Origin of the sequence: Psychroflexus curvus (genome assembly GCF_020164585.1) — a bacterium.
Classification (GTDB): Bacteria; Bacteroidota; Bacteroidia; order Flavobacteriales; family Flavobacteriaceae; genus Psychroflexus; species Psychroflexus curvus.
The window spans coordinates 283,943-301,223 of record NZ_JAIQZF010000001.1 but is presented as its reverse complement, the minus strand read 5'-3'; the positions used below and the strand labels follow the sequence as shown (position 1 = coordinate 301,223).

General features: G+C 36.8%; 16 protein-coding genes. 3 read left to right on the top strand and 13 right to left on the bottom strand.

Going from position 1 to position 17,281, the window contains the following annotated elements; all coding sequences use genetic code 11:
* Genes LB450_RS01230 through LB450_RS01220 form a run of 3 tightly spaced genes read right to left on the bottom strand, consistent with a single transcriptional unit; the run spans position 1 to position 2,002 of the window.
* Positions 1-585: an SPOR domain-containing protein gene (locus LB450_RS01230; protein WP_224486020.1), complete on the bottom strand. Its 585-nt coding sequence runs from the start codon at positions 583-585 to the stop codon at positions 1-3.
* A 34-nt stretch (positions 586-619) separates the two neighbouring features.
* Complete coding sequence (locus LB450_RS01225) at positions 620-1,453, bottom strand: 1,4-dihydroxy-2-naphthoyl-CoA synthase (protein WP_224486019.1); 834 nt, start codon at positions 1,451-1,453, stop codon at positions 620-622.
* A 12-nt stretch (positions 1,454-1,465) separates the two neighbouring features.
* Positions 1,466-2,002 carry a cysteine dioxygenase gene (locus LB450_RS01220; protein ID WP_224486018.1) on the bottom strand — a complete coding sequence of 179 codons (537 nt, stop codon included), beginning with the start codon at positions 2,000-2,002 and terminating at the stop codon, positions 1,466-1,468.
* A 71-nt stretch (positions 2,003-2,073) separates the two neighbouring features.
* Here LB450_RS01220 and LB450_RS01215 point away from each other — a divergent pair, with 71 nt between their 5' ends.
* On the top strand, positions 2,074-3,453 hold the full coding sequence (locus tag LB450_RS01215) for a pyridoxal phosphate-dependent decarboxylase family protein (protein WP_224486017.1): 1,380 nt from the start codon (positions 2,074-2,076) through the stop codon (positions 3,451-3,453).
* Here the strand turns inward: LB450_RS01215 and LB450_RS01210 are convergent.
* Positions 3,443-3,937, bottom strand: a complete 495-nt coding sequence (locus tag LB450_RS01210; protein ID WP_224486016.1) for a YkgJ family cysteine cluster protein — start codon at positions 3,935-3,937, stop codon at positions 3,443-3,445. The genes LB450_RS01215 and LB450_RS01210 overlap by 11 nt on opposite strands.
* 29 nt (positions 3,938-3,966) lie before the next feature.
* Between LB450_RS01210 and LB450_RS01205 the strand changes: the two genes are divergently transcribed.
* The gene (locus LB450_RS01205) at positions 3,967-4,668 is read left to right on the top strand and encodes a class I SAM-dependent methyltransferase (protein WP_224486220.1); all 702 of its coding nucleotides are present in this window, start codon (positions 3,967-3,969) and stop codon (positions 4,666-4,668) included.
* On the opposite strand, the gene LB450_RS01200 is transcribed toward LB450_RS01205, so the two are convergent.
* From LB450_RS01200 to LB450_RS01190, 3 genes are all read right to left on the bottom strand, one after another.
* Positions 4,661-6,304: an amidohydrolase gene (locus LB450_RS01200; RefSeq protein WP_224486015.1), complete on the bottom strand. Its 1,644-nt coding sequence runs from the start codon at positions 6,302-6,304 to the stop codon at positions 4,661-4,663. The two genes, LB450_RS01205 and LB450_RS01200, sit on opposite strands and share 8 nt — an antisense overlap.
* On the bottom strand, positions 6,301-7,434 hold the full coding sequence (locus tag LB450_RS01195; protein ID WP_224486014.1) for a hypothetical protein: 1,134 nt from the start codon (positions 7,432-7,434) through the stop codon (positions 6,301-6,303). The genes LB450_RS01200 and LB450_RS01195 overlap by 4 nt, the downstream gene beginning before the upstream one ends.
* Before the next feature lie 92 nt (positions 7,435-7,526).
* A complete protein-coding gene (locus LB450_RS01190) occupies positions 7,527-9,263 on the bottom strand; it encodes a TonB-dependent receptor (RefSeq protein ID WP_224486012.1) in 1,737 nt (578 codons plus the stop codon).
* A 104-nt stretch (positions 9,264-9,367) separates the two neighbouring features.
* On the opposite strand from LB450_RS01190, the gene LB450_RS01185 reads away from it, so the two are divergent.
* Entirely contained in the window at positions 9,368-10,744 is a 1,377-nt protein-coding gene (locus tag LB450_RS01185) for an aldehyde dehydrogenase (protein ID WP_224486011.1), read from the top strand.
* On the opposite strand, the gene LB450_RS01180 is transcribed toward LB450_RS01185, so the two are convergent.
* The 6 genes from LB450_RS01180 to LB450_RS01155 all read right to left on the bottom strand — a co-directional run bounded on the left by LB450_RS01180 (position 10,716) and on the right by LB450_RS01155 (position 17,273).
* Positions 10,716-11,576 carry a 5-oxoprolinase subunit C family protein gene (locus LB450_RS01180; protein ID WP_224486010.1) on the bottom strand — a complete coding sequence of 287 codons (861 nt, stop codon included), beginning with the start codon at positions 11,574-11,576 and terminating at the stop codon, positions 10,716-10,718. The genes LB450_RS01185 and LB450_RS01180 overlap by 29 nt on opposite strands.
* Before the next feature lies 1 nt (position 11,577).
* On the bottom strand, positions 11,578-12,285 hold the full coding sequence (gene pxpB, locus LB450_RS01175; protein ID WP_224486008.1) for a 5-oxoprolinase subunit PxpB: 708 nt from the start codon (positions 12,283-12,285) through the stop codon (positions 11,578-11,580).
* A complete protein-coding gene (pxpA, locus tag LB450_RS01170; protein WP_224486007.1) occupies positions 12,275-13,024 on the bottom strand; it encodes a 5-oxoprolinase subunit PxpA in 750 nt (249 codons plus the stop codon). The genes pxpB and pxpA overlap by 11 nt, the downstream gene beginning before the upstream one ends.
* A 60-nt stretch (positions 13,025-13,084) precedes the next feature.
* Entirely contained in the window at positions 13,085-14,623 is a 1,539-nt protein-coding gene (locus LB450_RS01165; protein WP_224486005.1) for a YifB family Mg chelatase-like AAA ATPase, read from the bottom strand.
* A gap of 154 nt (positions 14,624-14,777) precedes the next feature.
* Entirely contained in the window at positions 14,778-16,412 is a 1,635-nt protein-coding gene (gene pgi, locus LB450_RS01160; protein ID WP_224486004.1) for a glucose-6-phosphate isomerase, read from the bottom strand.
* Positions 16,413-17,273, bottom strand: a complete 861-nt coding sequence (locus tag LB450_RS01155) for an N-acetylglucosamine kinase (protein WP_224486003.1) — start codon at positions 17,271-17,273, stop codon at positions 16,413-16,415.
* Positions 17,274-17,281: the final 8 nt, after the last annotated feature.

The window sequence follows — 17,281 nt, the reverse complement described above, 5'->3', positions numbered from 1 at the left end:
CTAATAAGTGGCTTCTACCCGTTCACCGTCTCTGTACAATCCAATGAATGCATCTTTAAAGTCGAGTTGGCTAACGACTTTACGTAATTTTTCTGCCTCTTCTTCTGTTTTAAAGACCCCTAAAGTGTAGAGATTAAAATCTTTATAATTTGCATTGTGGACAATACTGAAATTATCTGATGATAATGGTGTATTAAATTTCTTGAATGCACCTAGTTGAACTGCGTAAAACTCTTTTAGCTCAAGAGGGTTTGTATATTGAGAAACTTTATCTTCCAGTTCCAAAACTTTGGCCTGATAGTCATCTATAGTAGACTGTTTTATAACCACTTCATCTTCTGCTATTTTAGAACCTTCTTCATTAAGCCCGAAAAGCCTGGGCTGGAACATAACCGCAAAAATCATAGCTAAAAAAAGCAGTCCAAGAATTGCAGTAGAAATGACCAATCCTTTTCTCTCGGATTTTATATTTCTTTTCTCTTTATAAACCTGAACGAGTTCCTTGTCTTTTTGTTCAAGTTTGGCTTTCGCTTCATTTTCTTTGTTTACAATGTCTTGAAGCTCTTCTTCAGTTAGGATTGGCATGGTCTTATGTATTATTGATTATTTATAAACTAATTTAAGAAATCCATTTGATATTTTTAAAGTTTGGTTTTCTTTTTTCCAAAAATGCATTTCTTCCTTCTTTAGCTTCCTCTGTCATATAGGCCAAACGGGTGGCTTCGCCTGCAAAAACCTGCTGTCCAACCATTCCATCGTCTGTGGCATTGAAGGCAAATTTTAGCATTTTGATAGAGGTTGGAGATTTTTCTAAGATTTCCTGAGCCCACTCATAGGCAGTTGCTTCTAATTCATCGTGGGGAATAACAGCATTGACCATTCCCATGTCGAAAGCATCTTGAGCAGAATAATTTCTACCTAAAAAGAAAATTTCTCTAGCTTTTTTTTGTCCTATCATTTTTGCCAGATAAGCAGAACCATAACCCCCATCAAAACTTGTAACATCGGCATCTGTCTGTTTAAAAATAGCATGTTCTTTACTTGCTAATGTCAGATCACAAACCACATGCAAAGAGTGACCGCCTCCAACAGCCCAACCAGGAACCACCGCAATTACAACTTTCGGCATAAATCTGATCAGTCGTTGGACTTCTAAAATGTTAAGTCTTGGTGTGCCATCATCATCTACATAACCTTGATGGCCTCTGGCATTCTGATCTCCTCCGCTACAGAAGGAATATTTACCATCTTTGGGAGAAGGGCCTTCTCCCGAAAATAAAACCACTCCTATATCCGGATCCTCCCTTGCATCAAGGAATGCTTCAAAAAGTTCGCTTACTGTTTTGGGACGAAAAGCATTTCTTACTTCTGGTCTGTTGAAAGCAATTCTGGCAACTCCTTCGCTTTTTTTATACGTTATATCTGTAAATTCTTTAACCGTTTTCCAGTTCATTCGTAAGTATATTTAGTTTGTAAGTATCATTTTATTTTCAGAGTAGTAATCCAATTCTTTAAAAATAAACTTGTTTTTATCTTCGTCATAAATTGAACATTCATCTATGGGTCCAACATAGAGATGCAGACTCATAGATTTTCCTTCATTGATGTTCTGCAGAGAATGATAGCCAAGATCATCATTCATATAAGAAAGCCTATCCTGAGTCATTTTTACGTCTGCAATCAACTTAAGTTCGTCATTTTCTTCAACATAGCGTTTTTCTTGAAGTTTTCCGTTAGCCAGATACACCCAGCACTCTTCACCGTTATGACAATGTATTGGTGTATCCTGATCTTGCTCCCAGCATAAAAGCAAAAGTTCAAAATCATCTGTTCTGAGCACGCAGTTTCTGGTGTAGCTCTCTTCAGACCAAAAGGCATATGGCAAGAGATCTTCATCTGGAATAGATAAATTTCTGGCTATATCAAAATAATCTTGTCCTTCACAGCTTGGTAATATTTCTAAAAGTTTGTTTAAAGATGTTATGTTTTCTGTAGAGTCCATGCTTTTTAATTATTTTTATCAAAATCGAAACTATTTCGATAAGTAGTAAATATAAATTTCAATTAAGGCTTATGCAAGCAGACCTTGAATTATTTCAAAAACTTTCTGAGAAACTTATAACTCACGAGAAACAAAATGGAGTTGTAAAACCGATAAAAGCAGAGAAACTCTTAGACGTTCTAAATCTTGAACTCAGCAATGAAGCTTTAAATGAAGATACTTTTGAATCTTTGCTCGAAGACATAGTCTTAAGCACCCCAAGGACTTCTACAAAATTGTTTTTCAATCAACTTTTTGGGGGTAGAAATTCGAAGGCTACTTTGGGCGAATTATTAGCGGTTATGCTTAACAACAGCATGTACACCTATAAAGTGGGTGGACCTCAGGTGGGAATCGAAAAGGTCATCATCAATAAGGTTTGTGAAATGCTCAATTTTGGCAAAAATGCTGACGGCACCTTTCCTCCTGGTGGATCCATGAGTAATTTCATGGCCATGCTTATGGCAAGAGATGCTTATAATCGAGACATTAAATTTGAAGGGGTTTCAGAAAAAATGATCATTTACACCTCGGATGCTTCGCACTATTCAATTACCAAAAATGCTATGTTTGGTGGAATAGGTATAGAGCAAATTCGAAGAATCCAAACCGACGAGTTTGGGAAAATGATTCCTGAAGCTCTTCAGAAACAAATTGAAAAGGATATAAAGGATGGATTAAAGCCGTTTTTCGTCAATGCTACAGCTGGTACAACAGTTCTAGGTGCTTTCGATGATATTGATGCTATTAGCGATATTACCAAAAATTATAAAAATCTTTGGCTTCATGTAGACGGTGCCTACTGCGGCTCGGTTATCTTTAGTAAAACTTATAAGTATCTTGTCAATGGTGTTGAAAGTGCAGATTCTTTTAGTTTTAATGCTCATAAGATGCTGAATGTACCACTCAGTTGCTCTATTTTAATTACAAAAGAAAAACACAACCTCAAACATAGCTTTGCCTGTCAGGCTGATTACTTGTATCAAACCGATGGTGATGAATACAATTTAGGAAAAACCTCTTTACAATGCGGAAGAAGAAATGATGCCTTAAAATTTTGGACTCTATGGAAATCAGTCGGGACGGCTGGTCTGGAACAAATGGTAGATCAACAATTTAAGCTAGCTCAAACTGCACGCAATTACATAGAAAGCCATTCAGAATATAAACTGTATTCTTATGAAGACTCTATTTCAGTATGCTTTAACTATAAAAACATAGATCCTAAAGATTTGTGTAATTCTTTATATGAAGACGGAAAGTTAATGGTGGGCTATGGTGAATTCCAGGGAATTACATTTGTTCGATTGGTTGCCATTAACAGCAACAATCGGGAAGAAGATATACTCAACTTTTTCAAGGTTATGGAGACTTATGTTGAAGAAAAACAACTAGAATTGGTTACAACTTAATCTGTTCCATCATTTTCTCAACAACTTTAAAAGCTGCCGGACAAATTTCCACGTTTTTTAAAGTAAGATTTGAAATTTGTTGAAATTTTTTCCGGTCTGTATGGGGGAATTCTGCACAAGCCTTTGGTCTTACAAAATAAATCGAACAGTAATTATCTCCGCCCAAAAACGGACAGGGAACGCTTTTTAGGACATAATCCTTATCCTCATCAATCCTTAAGTATGTATCTATAAAGGCTGATGGTTTCATTCTGAAGTGCTTGGAAATTCGTTCTATGTCTTTGTTGGTAAACAGAGGCCCGGTTGTTTTACAACAATTGGCACATGTAAGGCATTCCACCTCTTCAAACGTTTCGTCATGCAACCTCTGCATGGTTTGATCCAGATGTTTTGGTGGTCGCTTTTTTAAACGTTTAAAAAAGTCTTTATGCGTTTTATGTTTATCTTTGGCAAGGCTAGGTAAGTCCTTCAGAAATTCTTCCATCCCACAAATATAAAATCAACAAATTGAATATGACGTCTGCTTCCAAAGATATATTTGGTCTCGCTGTGGAAAGCTACTTTCTAAAAAAAGACCAAACCCCTATTATAGTTCATAACGAAGATTTCTATGATGATGAAATTACAGTCGGATATCTTTTTAGAAGTTATGAGGAAATGCCAGAATTAGAGCAGTTAGCTTTGGATTTATGTCAAGGTAAAGTTTTGGATGTAGGTTGCTGTGCTGGAAGTCACAGTTTAAAATTGAAAGCAAAAGGACATCAGGTCCTGCCTATAGATATTTCAAGGAAATGCATTCAGACTTGTCATAAGAGAGGTCTTCAAGAAGCTCAGCAAATTGACTTTTTCAATCTTGAAAATCAGAAATTCGACACTATTCTTCTGTTGATGAATGGTATTGGAATTGCAAAAACAGTAAAAAATCTATCTTTTTTCTTTCAGAAATTAAAAAGCCTGATGCATCGAACGAGTCAAATTTTACTAGATTCTTCAGATTTGATTTTCCTTTATGAAGATGAAGTCTTAGAAGAAAATTCATATTATGGCGAAATGACTTTCAAAACAAGTTACAAAAAACAGGTATCACAGTCTTTCCCCTGGTTGTATCTTGATTTTGATTTGCTTAAAAGTAAAGCTCAAAATGAAGGCTTAAGCTGTGAGCTGATTTTTGAAGACGACCACTACGGATTTTTAGCTAAGCTAAAGCTTACTTAAGTTCATAGACTTTTTCCCCGTCAATATAAGTTGCCAAAACTTTAGTTTTTGGGATTTGATGTTCTTCAACCTGCATTGGATTTTGATCCACAATGATAAAATCTGCAAATTTTCCCGCTTCCAGGCTTCCTTTTTCGTTTTCTTCAAAATTGGCGAAAGCTGCCCAGATAGTCATCCCTTTTAAGGTTTGTTCTCTAGTAAGCTTTTCGTCAGGATTGAAACCACCTTCAGGGTAGTGCTCAAGATCTTGTCGAGCAACAGCAGCATAAAAGGTCAAAAACGGATTTACTTTTTCAATAGGGAAATCGGTACCCAAAGCCACTTTTCCCGCCTCCTGAAGTAAAGTTTGATAAGCATAAGCATATTGAACTCTTTCTGCTCCTAACCTATCTTCTGCCCAATACATATCGCTTGTTGCATGCGTAGGCTGAACTGAAGGAATACTATTTTCTCCATCAAAATAACCGAAATCTGAATCATCCATTACTTGTGCATGCTCTACTCTCCAGCGTTTATCTGAATCCTTTTTCAGCAATTCATCGTAGGTTTCCAGCACCACATAATTGGCAGAATCACCAATAGCATGCGTATTCATTTGGAAATCTGATTTTTGAATGCGTTCGGCAAGGGCTTGAAACTCATCGAGGTCAATAATCATACTACCAAAATGATGATCGAGATCTGAATACGGTTCTTTCAAAACAGCACCTCTCGAACCTAAAGCACCATCAGCATAAACCTTGATAGACCTTACATTTAACCTGTCGGTTTTCAAAATCCCAGACTCTAAAAACTCACTGATGTTTTTTTCATTATTGCTCAGCATGGCATAAATTCTCAACTTGAGATCACCATTTTGCTGTAAGGTATCGATGAGATGAATCACATCTGAATTTAATCCCGCATCCACCAGACTTGTTAAACCAAGGGAAATCGCTATTTCTTCAGCAGATTTTAAAGCTCGAATTTGCGCTTCCTTATCGATTTCCGGAAAAGTTGCCTTGAGTGTTCCCATGGGGTTATCAATCAAAATCCCAGTGAGTTTACCTTCTTTTTTTTGTATTTCTCCTCCAAAGATTTCAGTGGTTTCATCAATTCCTGCTTTATCTAAAGCAGCTTGATTTACAATCATAGCATGCCCGTCAATCCTGGTTAAGGCAACAGGAATATCTGGAAACAGAAGATCTAAGGTATCTTTTGTGGGAAATTCTTTACTATCCCAGTCATTTTGATCCCAGCCTCTGCCTATAATGTATTTTGTTTTCGGATATTTTTTTTGGAACGCTTGAATTCTTGAGATCACATCCTTATAGCTCACAGTACCATCGAGATCTACCCTGCTCAGCTTCAATCCCAAATTGTAAAGATGCGCATGAGCATCAATAAGTCCTGGAAGTATAGTTTTTCCTTGAACATCCAGTACCTCTTCTGCAGAATATTTAGCAGTCAGATCTGAAGTAGTTCCTACTTGTATTATTTTACCATCAGTAACAGCAAATGCTTCAGCCATAGAAAAATCTTCATCTACTGTGTAAGCATTCGCATTGATTACAAGTAAATCTACTTGTTCTTCAGACTTACAACCAAGGGCTATCAAATTCAGGGTAAATAAAAGAACAATAACTAAATATTTCATGTAAAAAAATTTGTAACGGCTTGATAGATTTCATCTCTAATGGCTGCATTACCACTAGCAGCGAGAATAATTGAAACTAGCAATCCGATCATGGCATAACCAAAATCTTTACCAATCATGAATACAGCTTTTTTCTTGTGCTTATTCCCTTTTTTCTTACGGGATAGACTTATAGCTATTTCTCGACCACCAATTATTCCTAAAAACACCCAGGTAGTACTCAACGGAACGGTGGATATAAATAGTTTATATATAAGCAAAATTACATAGGATAAATCGATAAGTGTCGCTGCACGAATATCAGATACTCGCGTTTTTTCACTTACCACCCCTTGAATTCTATCACCTCTCAGATAAAAGAGCAAACCTAATCCGAAGAAAATAGATAATGCAAATACTGAAAACTGGAAAACACTTTGTTCTCGAGGTAAATACACAGCAATATTAGCTCCGTCCTGCATCACCCATGTGGCCCAAAGTGAACCACTTACAATCCATTGTACGGCAACCCAGTAATTACTGTGTTTCCGACTTTTAAAATATTTTCTGATGGTATTATATGACAGGTACCAAATGAAAAAAGAGATTACAAAAGCAAGGAGGTAACCCGACCAACTTTTAAGTACAACTGAGGTGATACCTGAAGTATCGGCACTAAACACACTAAGCAAGAGAAATGTTGTAGATACGGGCATTTTCAATCTTGTCAATATAAGCAGGACCAGCGGAGCAATAACTTGAAAAAAGGTGAACTTATCAGGGTGCGGATAATCTGTAGTGCCATCTGGATTCGTAAGCCTTTGGTAAGTGACATCACCATCAAAATAAATAAAACTAAAAGTAACAGTGGCTAAAAATATACCACCGATAAACAGCCATAAAATCCACCACTTATTGGCTTTATTACTTTCGATAAATGTCCCAAGAGATTGAATACTGTCATTGGCAACCGCTGCATAAGCAGCAAAAAAAAAGCCAATCCACATACCTAAATTAGCACTAGTTGTAGCTGTTGCTGCTAAAATTAGTCCAACAACGACTATGATTAAAAACGTTTTCTCCTCAGATACGAAACTTAAAATATTTAAGTAAGGACGATCACGGTCGTTACGGTTAAATTTTTCAGCCATTTGCTAGTGTTATTTCTGAATTTATTTGAGGCAAATCTACTTAAATAATGTTTTCTAATGTTTCCTTTTCGTTAAGAAAATTAAGGAAATGTTTACCAGTCAAATTGATAAATCACACCACCTAAGACTTGTAATCCCTGGATTTCATAATTCTGCCAGCGGTTGTACGAATTATCCAAAAGGTTATTGGCATTGGCAAACACAGAAAGCCTTGGAATTATTTTATACTCTACAGAAGCATTAACGTCCAAAAAACCATCCACAGTGGTACTTGTTGATCCACTTAAAACTGGTAAATACCTTTCATTTCTTTCACCAACATAAAACAGGGAAGCCGAAAAATTCAAATTTTCGGTAAAATTATAATTCATATAGGCTTTCAATTCAATTTCTGGAAGATTCCAGGCCTCTTCGCCTTTTTCGGTAGAAAAACTGGAATACTTACCATAGACTCCTAAACTAAAGTCACTTTCTATTTGATAAGCCAGATCTGCGGAAATAGATAAAATCTCTAAGTCATTGTAAATGATATCAAAAGAATTCTCATAATCAAAAGCTCTTTTAGAAGAAGCGGCATTCACATTACCAAGGTTTGGGTTTATGCTAAACAGCGCATAATCTTTGGTGCTGGAATAATTAGTTTGGGCAGCTAGCGAAAGATTATTGAACAATTTTGTAGAGAAACCCGCAAAAGCGTTGTACTGTTGATTACTAGGTTTAATAAGCAGTGTTGGAGAAATAAAAGGATTTTGAGAGCTGAAATTTTCATAGGTGTTTTGTTGCAAGCCTCCATTTACTCCCAAATTGATTTTGATACTTTCCTGATTCAAAAAGAATTCTGCATCCACATCTGGATAAAAGAAAACTTCGCTTGTACTTGATTCAAAATCATTTAAAAACACCACTTTGGCTCCAAGTTTAAGATTTACATTCTCAGGCTTCAAGTCTACAAAGGGGTTTAAACCAGCCTGAAATAGTTGGTAGTTTATTTCGTTTGAGTCAAAAAATGAACTTTCAAAAGTGCCGTTCAAAAAACGAAAGTCACCTTTGACAGATAAAGTCTGATAACTAATCGGGATTTCTGCAAGGGATTTTAATTCTAAAAGTTGTTCTGAACTCTTATAATTATCGGTAAAATTTTGAAGTTTAATATCAGCGTCCCTAAGAATACCATCATGAATTTTTATACCCCCTAAAGCAGCAATCTTTGTATAGCTTTGCTTTGGGTCGATAATGTTTAGTTCTTCTTGAGATAAGCTCATGGCTGAATCCTCTGGTAACCCATAATAATTCACTTCTCTGTGATTAAAATCAATTCCCGAATTCCAGTCAAAATACCGGTCTTTTGAAGTCATAGTTAAGCCTACTGAAGTGTTGGAGAAATCATCATCCAGAACCACATCTTCTATACCTCCCTGAGAGGACAAATGAGAGAATTGGATATCTATATTCCGATCTCTGTTAAGATCGAAATCAGTGTAGAAATCGGCTAGAATCGTAGAGAAATTACCGGCTCCAAATCTTGCGTAATTTTGATAAAGCTTTTGAGGCGAAGCCATTCTCACTCCAGAAGCCGCCCCTTTGGCAGGAGTAAAAGTAGAGGCCACAGGAACATCTATAAATGAATAAGTAATTGCTCTTCTCTTCTGCTTTATGGTATCTTTTTCACTTGGTTTTTGCTTTATTTTAAAAGCGTCATTCACCGTCGGTGAATACTGTTTTATAATGATAAGTTTATCGGTGCTAATGGTGTCACGCTGAGCATAACTTTGAGCACAAAAGAAAACACTCAACAAAAAGAAAACATAAGACTTTTGGTATAATTCCATTTTATTTTGATTAGTCCCTACAAATAACGGTATCTTTAAAACATAATAACTGTTTAGTTATTAATTTTATTTCATAACAAGTCCAAATTTAAAAAAACAAAAAGATGAAAGAAGGCGAAATTGTCAATTTACTTCATTCTCAGGATCAATTTTTAAAATCTGGAGCCAAATCCTCGGTTGAGGATCGTATTTCTATTCTGAAAAAATTTAAAGCATGCATTAAAGCACACGAACAGGACATTATTGAGGCTGTATATAAAGATTTTCAAAAACCAGAATTTGAAGTCTTAACTACAGAGCTTTTTGTTGCTTACAAAGAAATCAATCTGTTCATAAAAAAACTAAAGAACTGGTCCAGGCCAAAGTCGGTTTCGTCTGCCTGGCTCAATTTCCCCTCTTCAGATAAGATATATCACGTGCCCTGGGGAAAAATTTTAGTCATAGCACCCTGGAATTATCCTTTCCAATTGGCCATCACACCGGTTATTGGAGCCTTAGCCTGTGGAAATTCAGTTGTGCTCAAACCTTCCGAACATGCACCCTATACAGCAGATGTATTAGAAAAAATCATAAGCGAAGTCTTCGAAGCAGAGCAGGCAAAAGTGATTCAGGGTGCTGTAGAGACTGCAAAATTACTTCTTGAGCAGAAATGGGATTATGTTTTTTTCACAGGTAGCGTTCCTGTAGGTCGAATAGTTTCTCAACAAATCGCAAAGCATATGACGCCTCACACCTTAGAGCTGGGGGGTAAAAATCCTTGTATCGTAGATGCCTCTGCTAACCTGGATGTGGCAGCTAAAAGAATTTGCTGGGGTAAATTTTTAAACGCTGGTCAAACTTGTATCGCACCAGATTATTTACTTATCGACTCAAAAATCAAAGCAAAATTTCAGGATAAATTAATTTCCACCTTGAAAGAATTTTATGCTGACGGAACTTACAACGACTATGCTAGATTGATTCACGATTCTCATTTTGACCGCCTTACAAACTTACTTAAAAATCAGTCAATCATTTTTGGGGGAGAAACCGATTCTGAAACTAATTTTTTGTCTCCTACTCTTGTTGAATCACCAGACTTTTCGTCTCCACTCATGGAAGAGGAAATATTTGGTCCCATTTTACCGCTTTACTCCTATTCCTCCTTTGCTGAACTGGATACAACAATCACGTCTTTCGATAAGCCTTTGTCCCTTTATGTGTTCAGTAAAAGCAAGGACTTTGTTCGGCGTGTCAATGAAAATTTTGATTTTGGAGGTGGTGTCATAAACGATACCATTGTTCATTTTGTAAATGACAAACTTCCTTTTGGGGGTGTGGGCGCCAGCGGACTTGGGAATTATCACGGAAGGGCTTCTTTTGAAACCTTTACACGAAAAAAATCAATAGTCAATCGCAAAACATGGTTAGACATACCAATAAAATATCCACCATATACTCGGGTAGATGCTTTTAAATCTTTTCTGAATTTATTTCGGTAAGGTTAAATGAAAATCTTGTTTTTGTTCGCATTTGTGAAAGTAAATTAATAGCGCTTTCAGATAGCTGAAGAATTCTTGGATAACCCCCTGTTACCTGAGCATCTCTCATCAAAACAATCATTTTACCTTCTGGTGTAAACTGAACCGTTCCTGGTAAAACAGGACCGGTAACGATTTCTTCCAGCTCATTACCCAGACGTTCACTGATTTCATAAGCCATCCGATTTTGAGATTTCGAGAGCGAAAACTTTGCATTGCAAAGTTGATACTGTAAAGTTTCGCTTAGTTTGTGAAATTCCGGACCTTTATAAACGTCTAAAGTTGAATCTTTGTAGTAATCCACATCCAGTTGAGGGTAATCACCGCCACTTTCCCCTTCAAAATCAGAGAACATGACCTTATCATTTTTTTCAAATCGGTGTTTATTCAAAGCTTTATAAAAACTCTGACTTCCAAGCAAACTCCGAGATTCAAAGCCTTCTCTAACAGCTACGTAACCCCAGCTTCCTTTGGCTAATTCCTTGATAGCTAATACATCACCTGCTTTTGCTTTCAAAATACTATTCACATCAACTTTAGCCTCATTTAGGGTAATTACACCTCCAATAGCTGCAACACATAAAAAAGTTGGAACTCCTAATTCAAGTTCAAGACCTTGCTGAAAAAATTCAATACAGGCACAACCTTCTGGATTATCCAAAATCTGATTTGCAAATCTATAGAGATGCAGATCCATTGCACCAGAAATAGGAATGCCTTGCGGCATGCCTTCTCTTCTGCCTTCGTCTTGTAGTGTTGAATATAATCCAGGGGTTTTAATAATCAGGCCCATATTACCATGTATTTGCTGTTGATTGAGAGTCAAGAGATTCGTATTCTTTTTTGGAAATAGGTTCAAATTGAATTTGATCTCCAGCTTGTAAATAACACAATTGCTTTGTGTGTTCCTTATTAAATAATCTAAGTGGACTCCTGCCTATTATTTGCCATCCACCTGGAGAATCTAAAGGGTAAATCCCAGTTTGCCTGTCGGCAATTCCTACAGATCCAGCTGGAATTTGTCTTCTGGGTTGAGATTTTCTTCGGTGATAAAGCGATGAATCCAGGCCTCCTAAATAGGGAAAACCAGGTAAAAATCCGATGAAGTAAACCGTATAAACAGCATGGGTATGCTTCCTGATAATCTCAGAAATAGAAAGCCCTAAATCTTCTGAAAGCAACTCCAGGTCCCAACCAAAATCTTTCTCATAACATACGGGTATTTTCTTAACCTCTGCCTCTGGTTTTTTTCTTAGATTTACTTCAGAAATGAGTTGCAAAAGCTTCTTTTTTTCATCATAGAAATTATTTATAGTTGAACTGTAAATAATTAATAATGAATTGAATGCATTTACTACCTGAAGTATTTGTTTAGTATCTTGATCAACTAAATTTTCTTTAAAACTAAGAATGAATTCTAAGAGCTCATCGTTGATTTCTGAATCAAATTCAACCAGTATTGACGTTGTATTGAAATGGAAAATACGTGTTTTATCGGTCATGTCTGTGTCCTATTTTGATTCCTTTTTTGGTTAATCTGGATTTCAAAACTTCCAAAATTTTTAAAGCATTTGGCGTATCACTATGCACGCAAATGGTATCAAATTCATGCCTGATTATTTCACCAGATAAAGTTAAAACTTCTTGATTTTCAATCATAGCTAAAACGCGCTCAGATATCAATTCTGGATTATGCAAAACAGCTCCGTTTTCTTTTCTGGAAACCAGACTTAAATCATTTTGATAAGCCCGATCTGCAAAACCTTCCATCCAAAGTGTAATTGATTTTGGCAGCTCTAGTGTAAACCTGACTCGAGGTGGCGAAAATAAAATCAGCTCCTGCCCTCTTTCTTTCACAACTTCCAAAATTAAATCTGCAATGGATTGACTTTTACGCTTATCGTTGTATAGAGCTCCATGAGGTTTGATGTGATGAAGTTTTACAGTATTGGCATCGCAGGCTTTCTCAACAAAGTCGATCTGACTGTGCAAGTGTCGCTTTAAATCTGTAGCAGATATTTCCAGAGATAAACGTCCGAAATTTTCAAAATCAGGGTATGACGGATGTGCGCCAACATTCACTTTATGTAATTTTGCTAATCTCACCGTTTGCTCTACCGTTTCATAATCACCAAAATGACCGCCACAGGCTATATTGCAAGAAGAAACTAAAGGCATAATATCAACATCAAACTTTCCTCCTTCTCCAAGATCACAATTGATATCTATGGTTTTATTCATACCGAAATATAGGGAATGATGAGAACTTTAGAAACTTTACAGGCTTAATCTTATGTAAAATCAACCCAGCCAGCCATCGCGATCCAAACTTCGGTACTGAATAGCTTCAGAAATATGGGGCCCAGTGATTTTTGAGGATGCTTCCAGGTCGGCAATAGTCCTTGCTACTTTCAGAATCCTGTCATAAGCTCTGGCCGATAAATTGAGCCTCTCCATAGCTGTTTTTAAGAGAGTTTTAGAAGACTCTTCCAGTTGACAAAACTGCTTGATGTGCTTCACGTTCATTTGAGCGTTATAATGCACATTTTCAAAATCTTTAAACCTCTCCGTTTGGAACTCCCTGGCTTTAGTAACACGTTCTCTTATTTCAACACTGCTTTCACCTTTGCGTTCATCGCTTAATTTTTCGAATGGCACAGGAGTCACTTCAATATGAATATCGATTCTATCCAACAAAGGCCCACTGATTTTTCCCAAATAACGTTGCATCTCGGCAGGAGAAGAGGTCACTGGAGCATCTGGATCATTGAAATACCCACCAGGACTTGGGTTCATACTTGCCACAAGCATAAAACTAGAGGGATAGGTTACGGTAAACTTCGCTCTGGAAATCGTGACTTCTCTATCCTCGAGTGGCTGACGCATTACTTCTAACACCGTTCTCTTGAATTCCGGTAATTCATCCAAAAACAAAATCCCATTATGAGCCAGTGAAATTTCACCAGGCTGCGGATAAGCCCCACCACCGACTAAAGCCACATCCGAAATGGTATGATGAGGACTCCTGAAAGGCCGTTCTGCCATTAGCCCTACATTTTCTTTAACTCTGCCCACCACCGAATGAATTTTGGTAGTCTCCAAAGCTTCGTGAAGACTCATAGGCGGTAAAATACTTGGGAGACGTTTGGCTAACATGGTTTTGCCTGAACCCGGCGGACCAACCATGATGATGTTATGACCTCCGGCAGCTGCGATTTCCATACAGCGCTTGATGGATTCCTGTCCTTTTACGTCTGCAAAATCAAATTCCGGGTGGGCCAGGTTATTATAAAACACCTCTCTGGTATTGATTTGAGTAGGCTCTAAAGCGTCTCCTTTGTCGAAAAAATTGATAACCTCACTGATGCCTTCAACACCAAAAACTTCCAGATCATCCACAATAGCAGCTTCCTTAGCATTCTGCTTAGGTAAAATAAAGCCTTTAAAGCCTTCTTGTTTAGCTTTAATAGCAATTGGCAATGCTCCTTTAATGGGCTGTAAACTTCCATCAAGTGATAATTCACCCATGATGATATACTTATCAATCTCTTCGGATTTTATCTGATTAGATGCTGAAAGAATACCTAATGCCAGCGTTAAATCATAAGCAGAACCTTCTTTACGCATGTCGGCCGGAGCCATGTTGACGATAATTTTCTTACCAGGAAATTTAAACCCATTGTTCTTGAGGGCAGCCTGAATTCTAAAACTGCTTTCACGAATGGCATTGTCTGGTAACCCAACCAGATGATAACCAATCCCCTTTTCCATATTGATTTCAACGGTGATAATTTCAGCATCCACCCCAAACACCGAACTTCCAAAAACCTTAACTAGCATAATTTCAAGATATTAGATATTTAAAATTATGCTTTTTTATATTTAATTGTTATAAAAAACAGGAAATTTGAGACTATTAAAGTTAAAAATAGTCTTAAAACACAAAATCCGAAATGAAAATTTCGGATTTTGATGCTCTTATAAAATTTAATTCTTAAGACTTATAGTGTTTAAGAAGTTCAGTCGTTGATAAATCATGCTGATTCTCAATTTGATTGGACTCAATGTCTTTAAGCGTGGCTTTGGCTAATTGCTTGCCTAGTTCAACACCCCACTGGTCATAACTGAAAATATTCCAAATCACTCCTTGTACAAATATTTTATGTTCATACATGGCCACCAACTTTCCTAAGGATTTTGGGGCTAATTTTTCTATCAGAATAGAAGTTGTAGGTTTATTTCCCTCGAACACCTTAAAAGGCAATAGTTTCTGAATTTCTTCTACACTTAAGCCCTGGTTTTCCAATTCTTTATGAACCTCTTCTTTGGACTTCCCTTTCATCAGGGCTTCTGTTTGAGCAAAATAGTTCGCCATCAGGATATCGTGATGTTTTAAATTGCCATGCAGTGACTTTTTAAAACCTATAAAATCTAAAGGAATTAGCTTAGTCCCCTGATGAATTAATTGAAAAAAGGCATGTTGGGAATTGGTACCCGGCTCCCCCCAAACGATAGTTCCTGTTTGGTAGTTCACCTTAACACCAGCTCTGTCAACGCTTTTTCCATTGCTCTCCATGGATGCCTGCTGAAGGTATGGTGCTAATTTTTGAAGGTATTGCGTGTAAGGAATGATAGCTTCACTTTCTGCTCCAAGAAAATTATTATACCAGATGCCAAGTAAGGCAAGAACAACAGGCATATTATTTTCAAATTCTGAAGTTTTGAAATGATTATCCATGTCCTCAGCACCATCCAATAAGTCCTGGAAGTTTTTAGAACCTATACTCACAGCAATAGAAAGCCCAGCAGCACTCCATAAAGAAAAGCGACCTCCAACCCAGTCGTACATGGGAAATATGTTCTCTTTATCGATACCGAAATCTTCCACTGCTGAAATATTGGTAGAAACAGCTACAAAATTATGCTTGACATCGGCTTTGGTAGCCGTTTTTAAAAACCAATCCCTTACAGTGTTGGCATTTGTCAAGGTTTCCTGAGTACTAAACGATTTAGACACGATCAAAAACAAAGTAGTTTCTGGATTGAGGTCTTTTAAGGTTTCAGAAACATGGTCGCCATCAACGTTTGAGATAAAATGAGGTTTGATGTCTTCTTGGTAATAGGCTAAGGCATCTACAATCATCTGCGGTCCCAAATCTGACCCCCCTATCCCAATATTTACAACATCTGTAAATTTTTTCCCAGTGTAGGAGTTTCGCTCTCCTGAGTTAACCTGATCTGCGAAGGTTCTCATTTTATCCAAAACAGATTGAACGTCGCCATAAACGTCTTTTCCTTCAACTTTCGCTGAATTGTTTTCAGAAGTTCTCAAGGCTGTATGCAACACTGCTCTTCCTTCAGTCTCATTGATCACATCACCCTGAAAGTAGCTTTGGATGGCATTTTTCAAATCAGCTTCTTCAGCAAGATTTATCAATTGCTCGAAAACATCTTTATCGAGTAGATTTTTAGAAAAATCTACTAAAATGTCTTTGTTCTGAATTGAAAACTCATCAAAGCGTTTTGAATTAGATTCAAATAAGGATTTTAAATTGAATTCTTTTTTAGAAAGAGATTCGAGTTCTTTCCAGGATTTGAAATTTATAGGCGAAAGGCTTTGTAATGACATTTAGTATACTTTTAAAACGTTTTGTTTATAATGCTCTATTAGACCATCAATTGGTCTTCTTATAATGTTTCCGATATCAAGATGGTAGCGTTTAGCAACATCTCTTATGATATCTTCAGAAAAGAAAGCGATGGAACCGATAAAGTGGATAGGTACATTCTGCGCCTGTTTGTAACACATCACTCGGCGCTCGATAAACTTCTCTATACCTTCATAAATCAACTTATAAAAATATCCGTTTCTTTCTTCAGACGTAAATATAAATTCAGCAAATGAAGCTAAATACGTATTGGGATTATCTTCTTTGTATACTTTTCTTTTGATAGTGTCAGCATCTAAATCGTAACGTTTAGCAAATTCACGACTCATGTCATCCCCCATAAATTTATAATAATAATCACGAATAAGACGTTTTCCAAAATAGTTTCCACTGGCTTCATCCATCAACACATAACCAAGCGACTCAACTTCCATATGAACTTTTTTACCATCAAAAAAGCAGGAATTAGATCCAGTACCTAAAATACATACAATTCCAGGTTTTGTTGTAGCTGCAAGAGCTGCCGCTACCATATCTTCATCTACATTTATTTCAGCATCTTCAAAAAAATCATTTAAAATCATTTCAAGATTTTTTACAGGCGTTGGCGTTCCACAACCAGCTCCATAAAAATCTACCCGAGTTACTTTCGGTATTATTTCTTTAAGGTCTTCGTTTTCTTCTAAGCGGGATTTTAAAGTCTCTGGTTTAAAAACTGCAGGGTTTAGCCCTTTAGTTCTAGTTTTTAATTCTACTTCACCTTTGTCGTTTAATAGAATCCAATCGCATTTTGTTGAACCGCCATCTGCTATGATAATCATATAAAAAA

Bases quoted from the DNA above. Each gene is read 5' to 3' on its own strand.
- LB450_RS01230 (WP_224486020.1), bottom strand. From the start codon at position 585: ATGCCAATCCTAACTGAAGAAGAGCTTCAAGACATTGTAAACAAAGAA.
- LB450_RS01225 (WP_224486019.1), bottom strand. From the start codon at position 1,453: ATGAACTGGAAAACGGTTAAAGAATTTACAGATATAACGTATAAAAAA.
- LB450_RS01220 (WP_224486018.1), bottom strand. From the start codon at position 2,002: ATGGACTCTACAGAAAACATAACATCTTTAAACAAACTTTTAGAAATA.
- LB450_RS01215 (WP_224486017.1), top strand. From the start codon at position 2,074: ATGCAAGCAGACCTTGAATTATTTCAAAAACTTTCTGAGAAACTTATA.
- LB450_RS01210 (WP_224486016.1), bottom strand. From the start codon at position 3,937: ATGGAAGAATTTCTGAAGGACTTACCTAGCCTTGCCAAAGATAAACAT.
- LB450_RS01205 (WP_224486220.1), top strand. From the start codon at position 3,967: ATGACGTCTGCTTCCAAAGATATATTTGGTCTCGCTGTGGAAAGCTAC.
- LB450_RS01200 (WP_224486015.1), bottom strand. From the start codon at position 6,304: ATGAAATATTTAGTTATTGTTCTTTTATTTACCCTGAATTTGATAGCC.
- LB450_RS01195 (WP_224486014.1), bottom strand. From the start codon at position 7,434: ATGGCTGAAAAATTTAACCGTAACGACCGTGATCGTCCTTACTTAAAT.
- LB450_RS01190 (WP_224486012.1), bottom strand. From the start codon at position 9,263: ATGGAATTATACCAAAAGTCTTATGTTTTCTTTTTGTTGAGTGTTTTC.
- LB450_RS01185 (WP_224486011.1), top strand. From the start codon at position 9,368: ATGAAAGAAGGCGAAATTGTCAATTTACTTCATTCTCAGGATCAATTT.
- LB450_RS01180 (WP_224486010.1), bottom strand. From the start codon at position 11,576: ATGGGCCTGATTATTAAAACCCCTGGATTATATTCAACACTACAAGAC.
- pxpB (WP_224486008.1), bottom strand. From the start codon at position 12,285: ATGACCGATAAAACACGTATTTTCCATTTCAATACAACGTCAATACTG.
- pxpA (WP_224486007.1), bottom strand. From the start codon at position 13,024: ATGAATAAAACCATAGATATCAATTGTGATCTTGGAGAAGGAGGAAAG.
- LB450_RS01165 (WP_224486005.1), bottom strand. From the start codon at position 14,623: ATGCTAGTTAAGGTTTTTGGAAGTTCGGTGTTTGGGGTGGATGCTGAA.
- pgi (WP_224486004.1), bottom strand. From the start codon at position 16,412: ATGTCATTACAAAGCCTTTCGCCTATAAATTTCAAATCCTGGAAAGAA.
- LB450_RS01155 (WP_224486003.1), bottom strand. From the start codon at position 17,273: ATGATTATCATAGCAGATGGCGGTTCAACAAAATGCGATTGGATTCTA.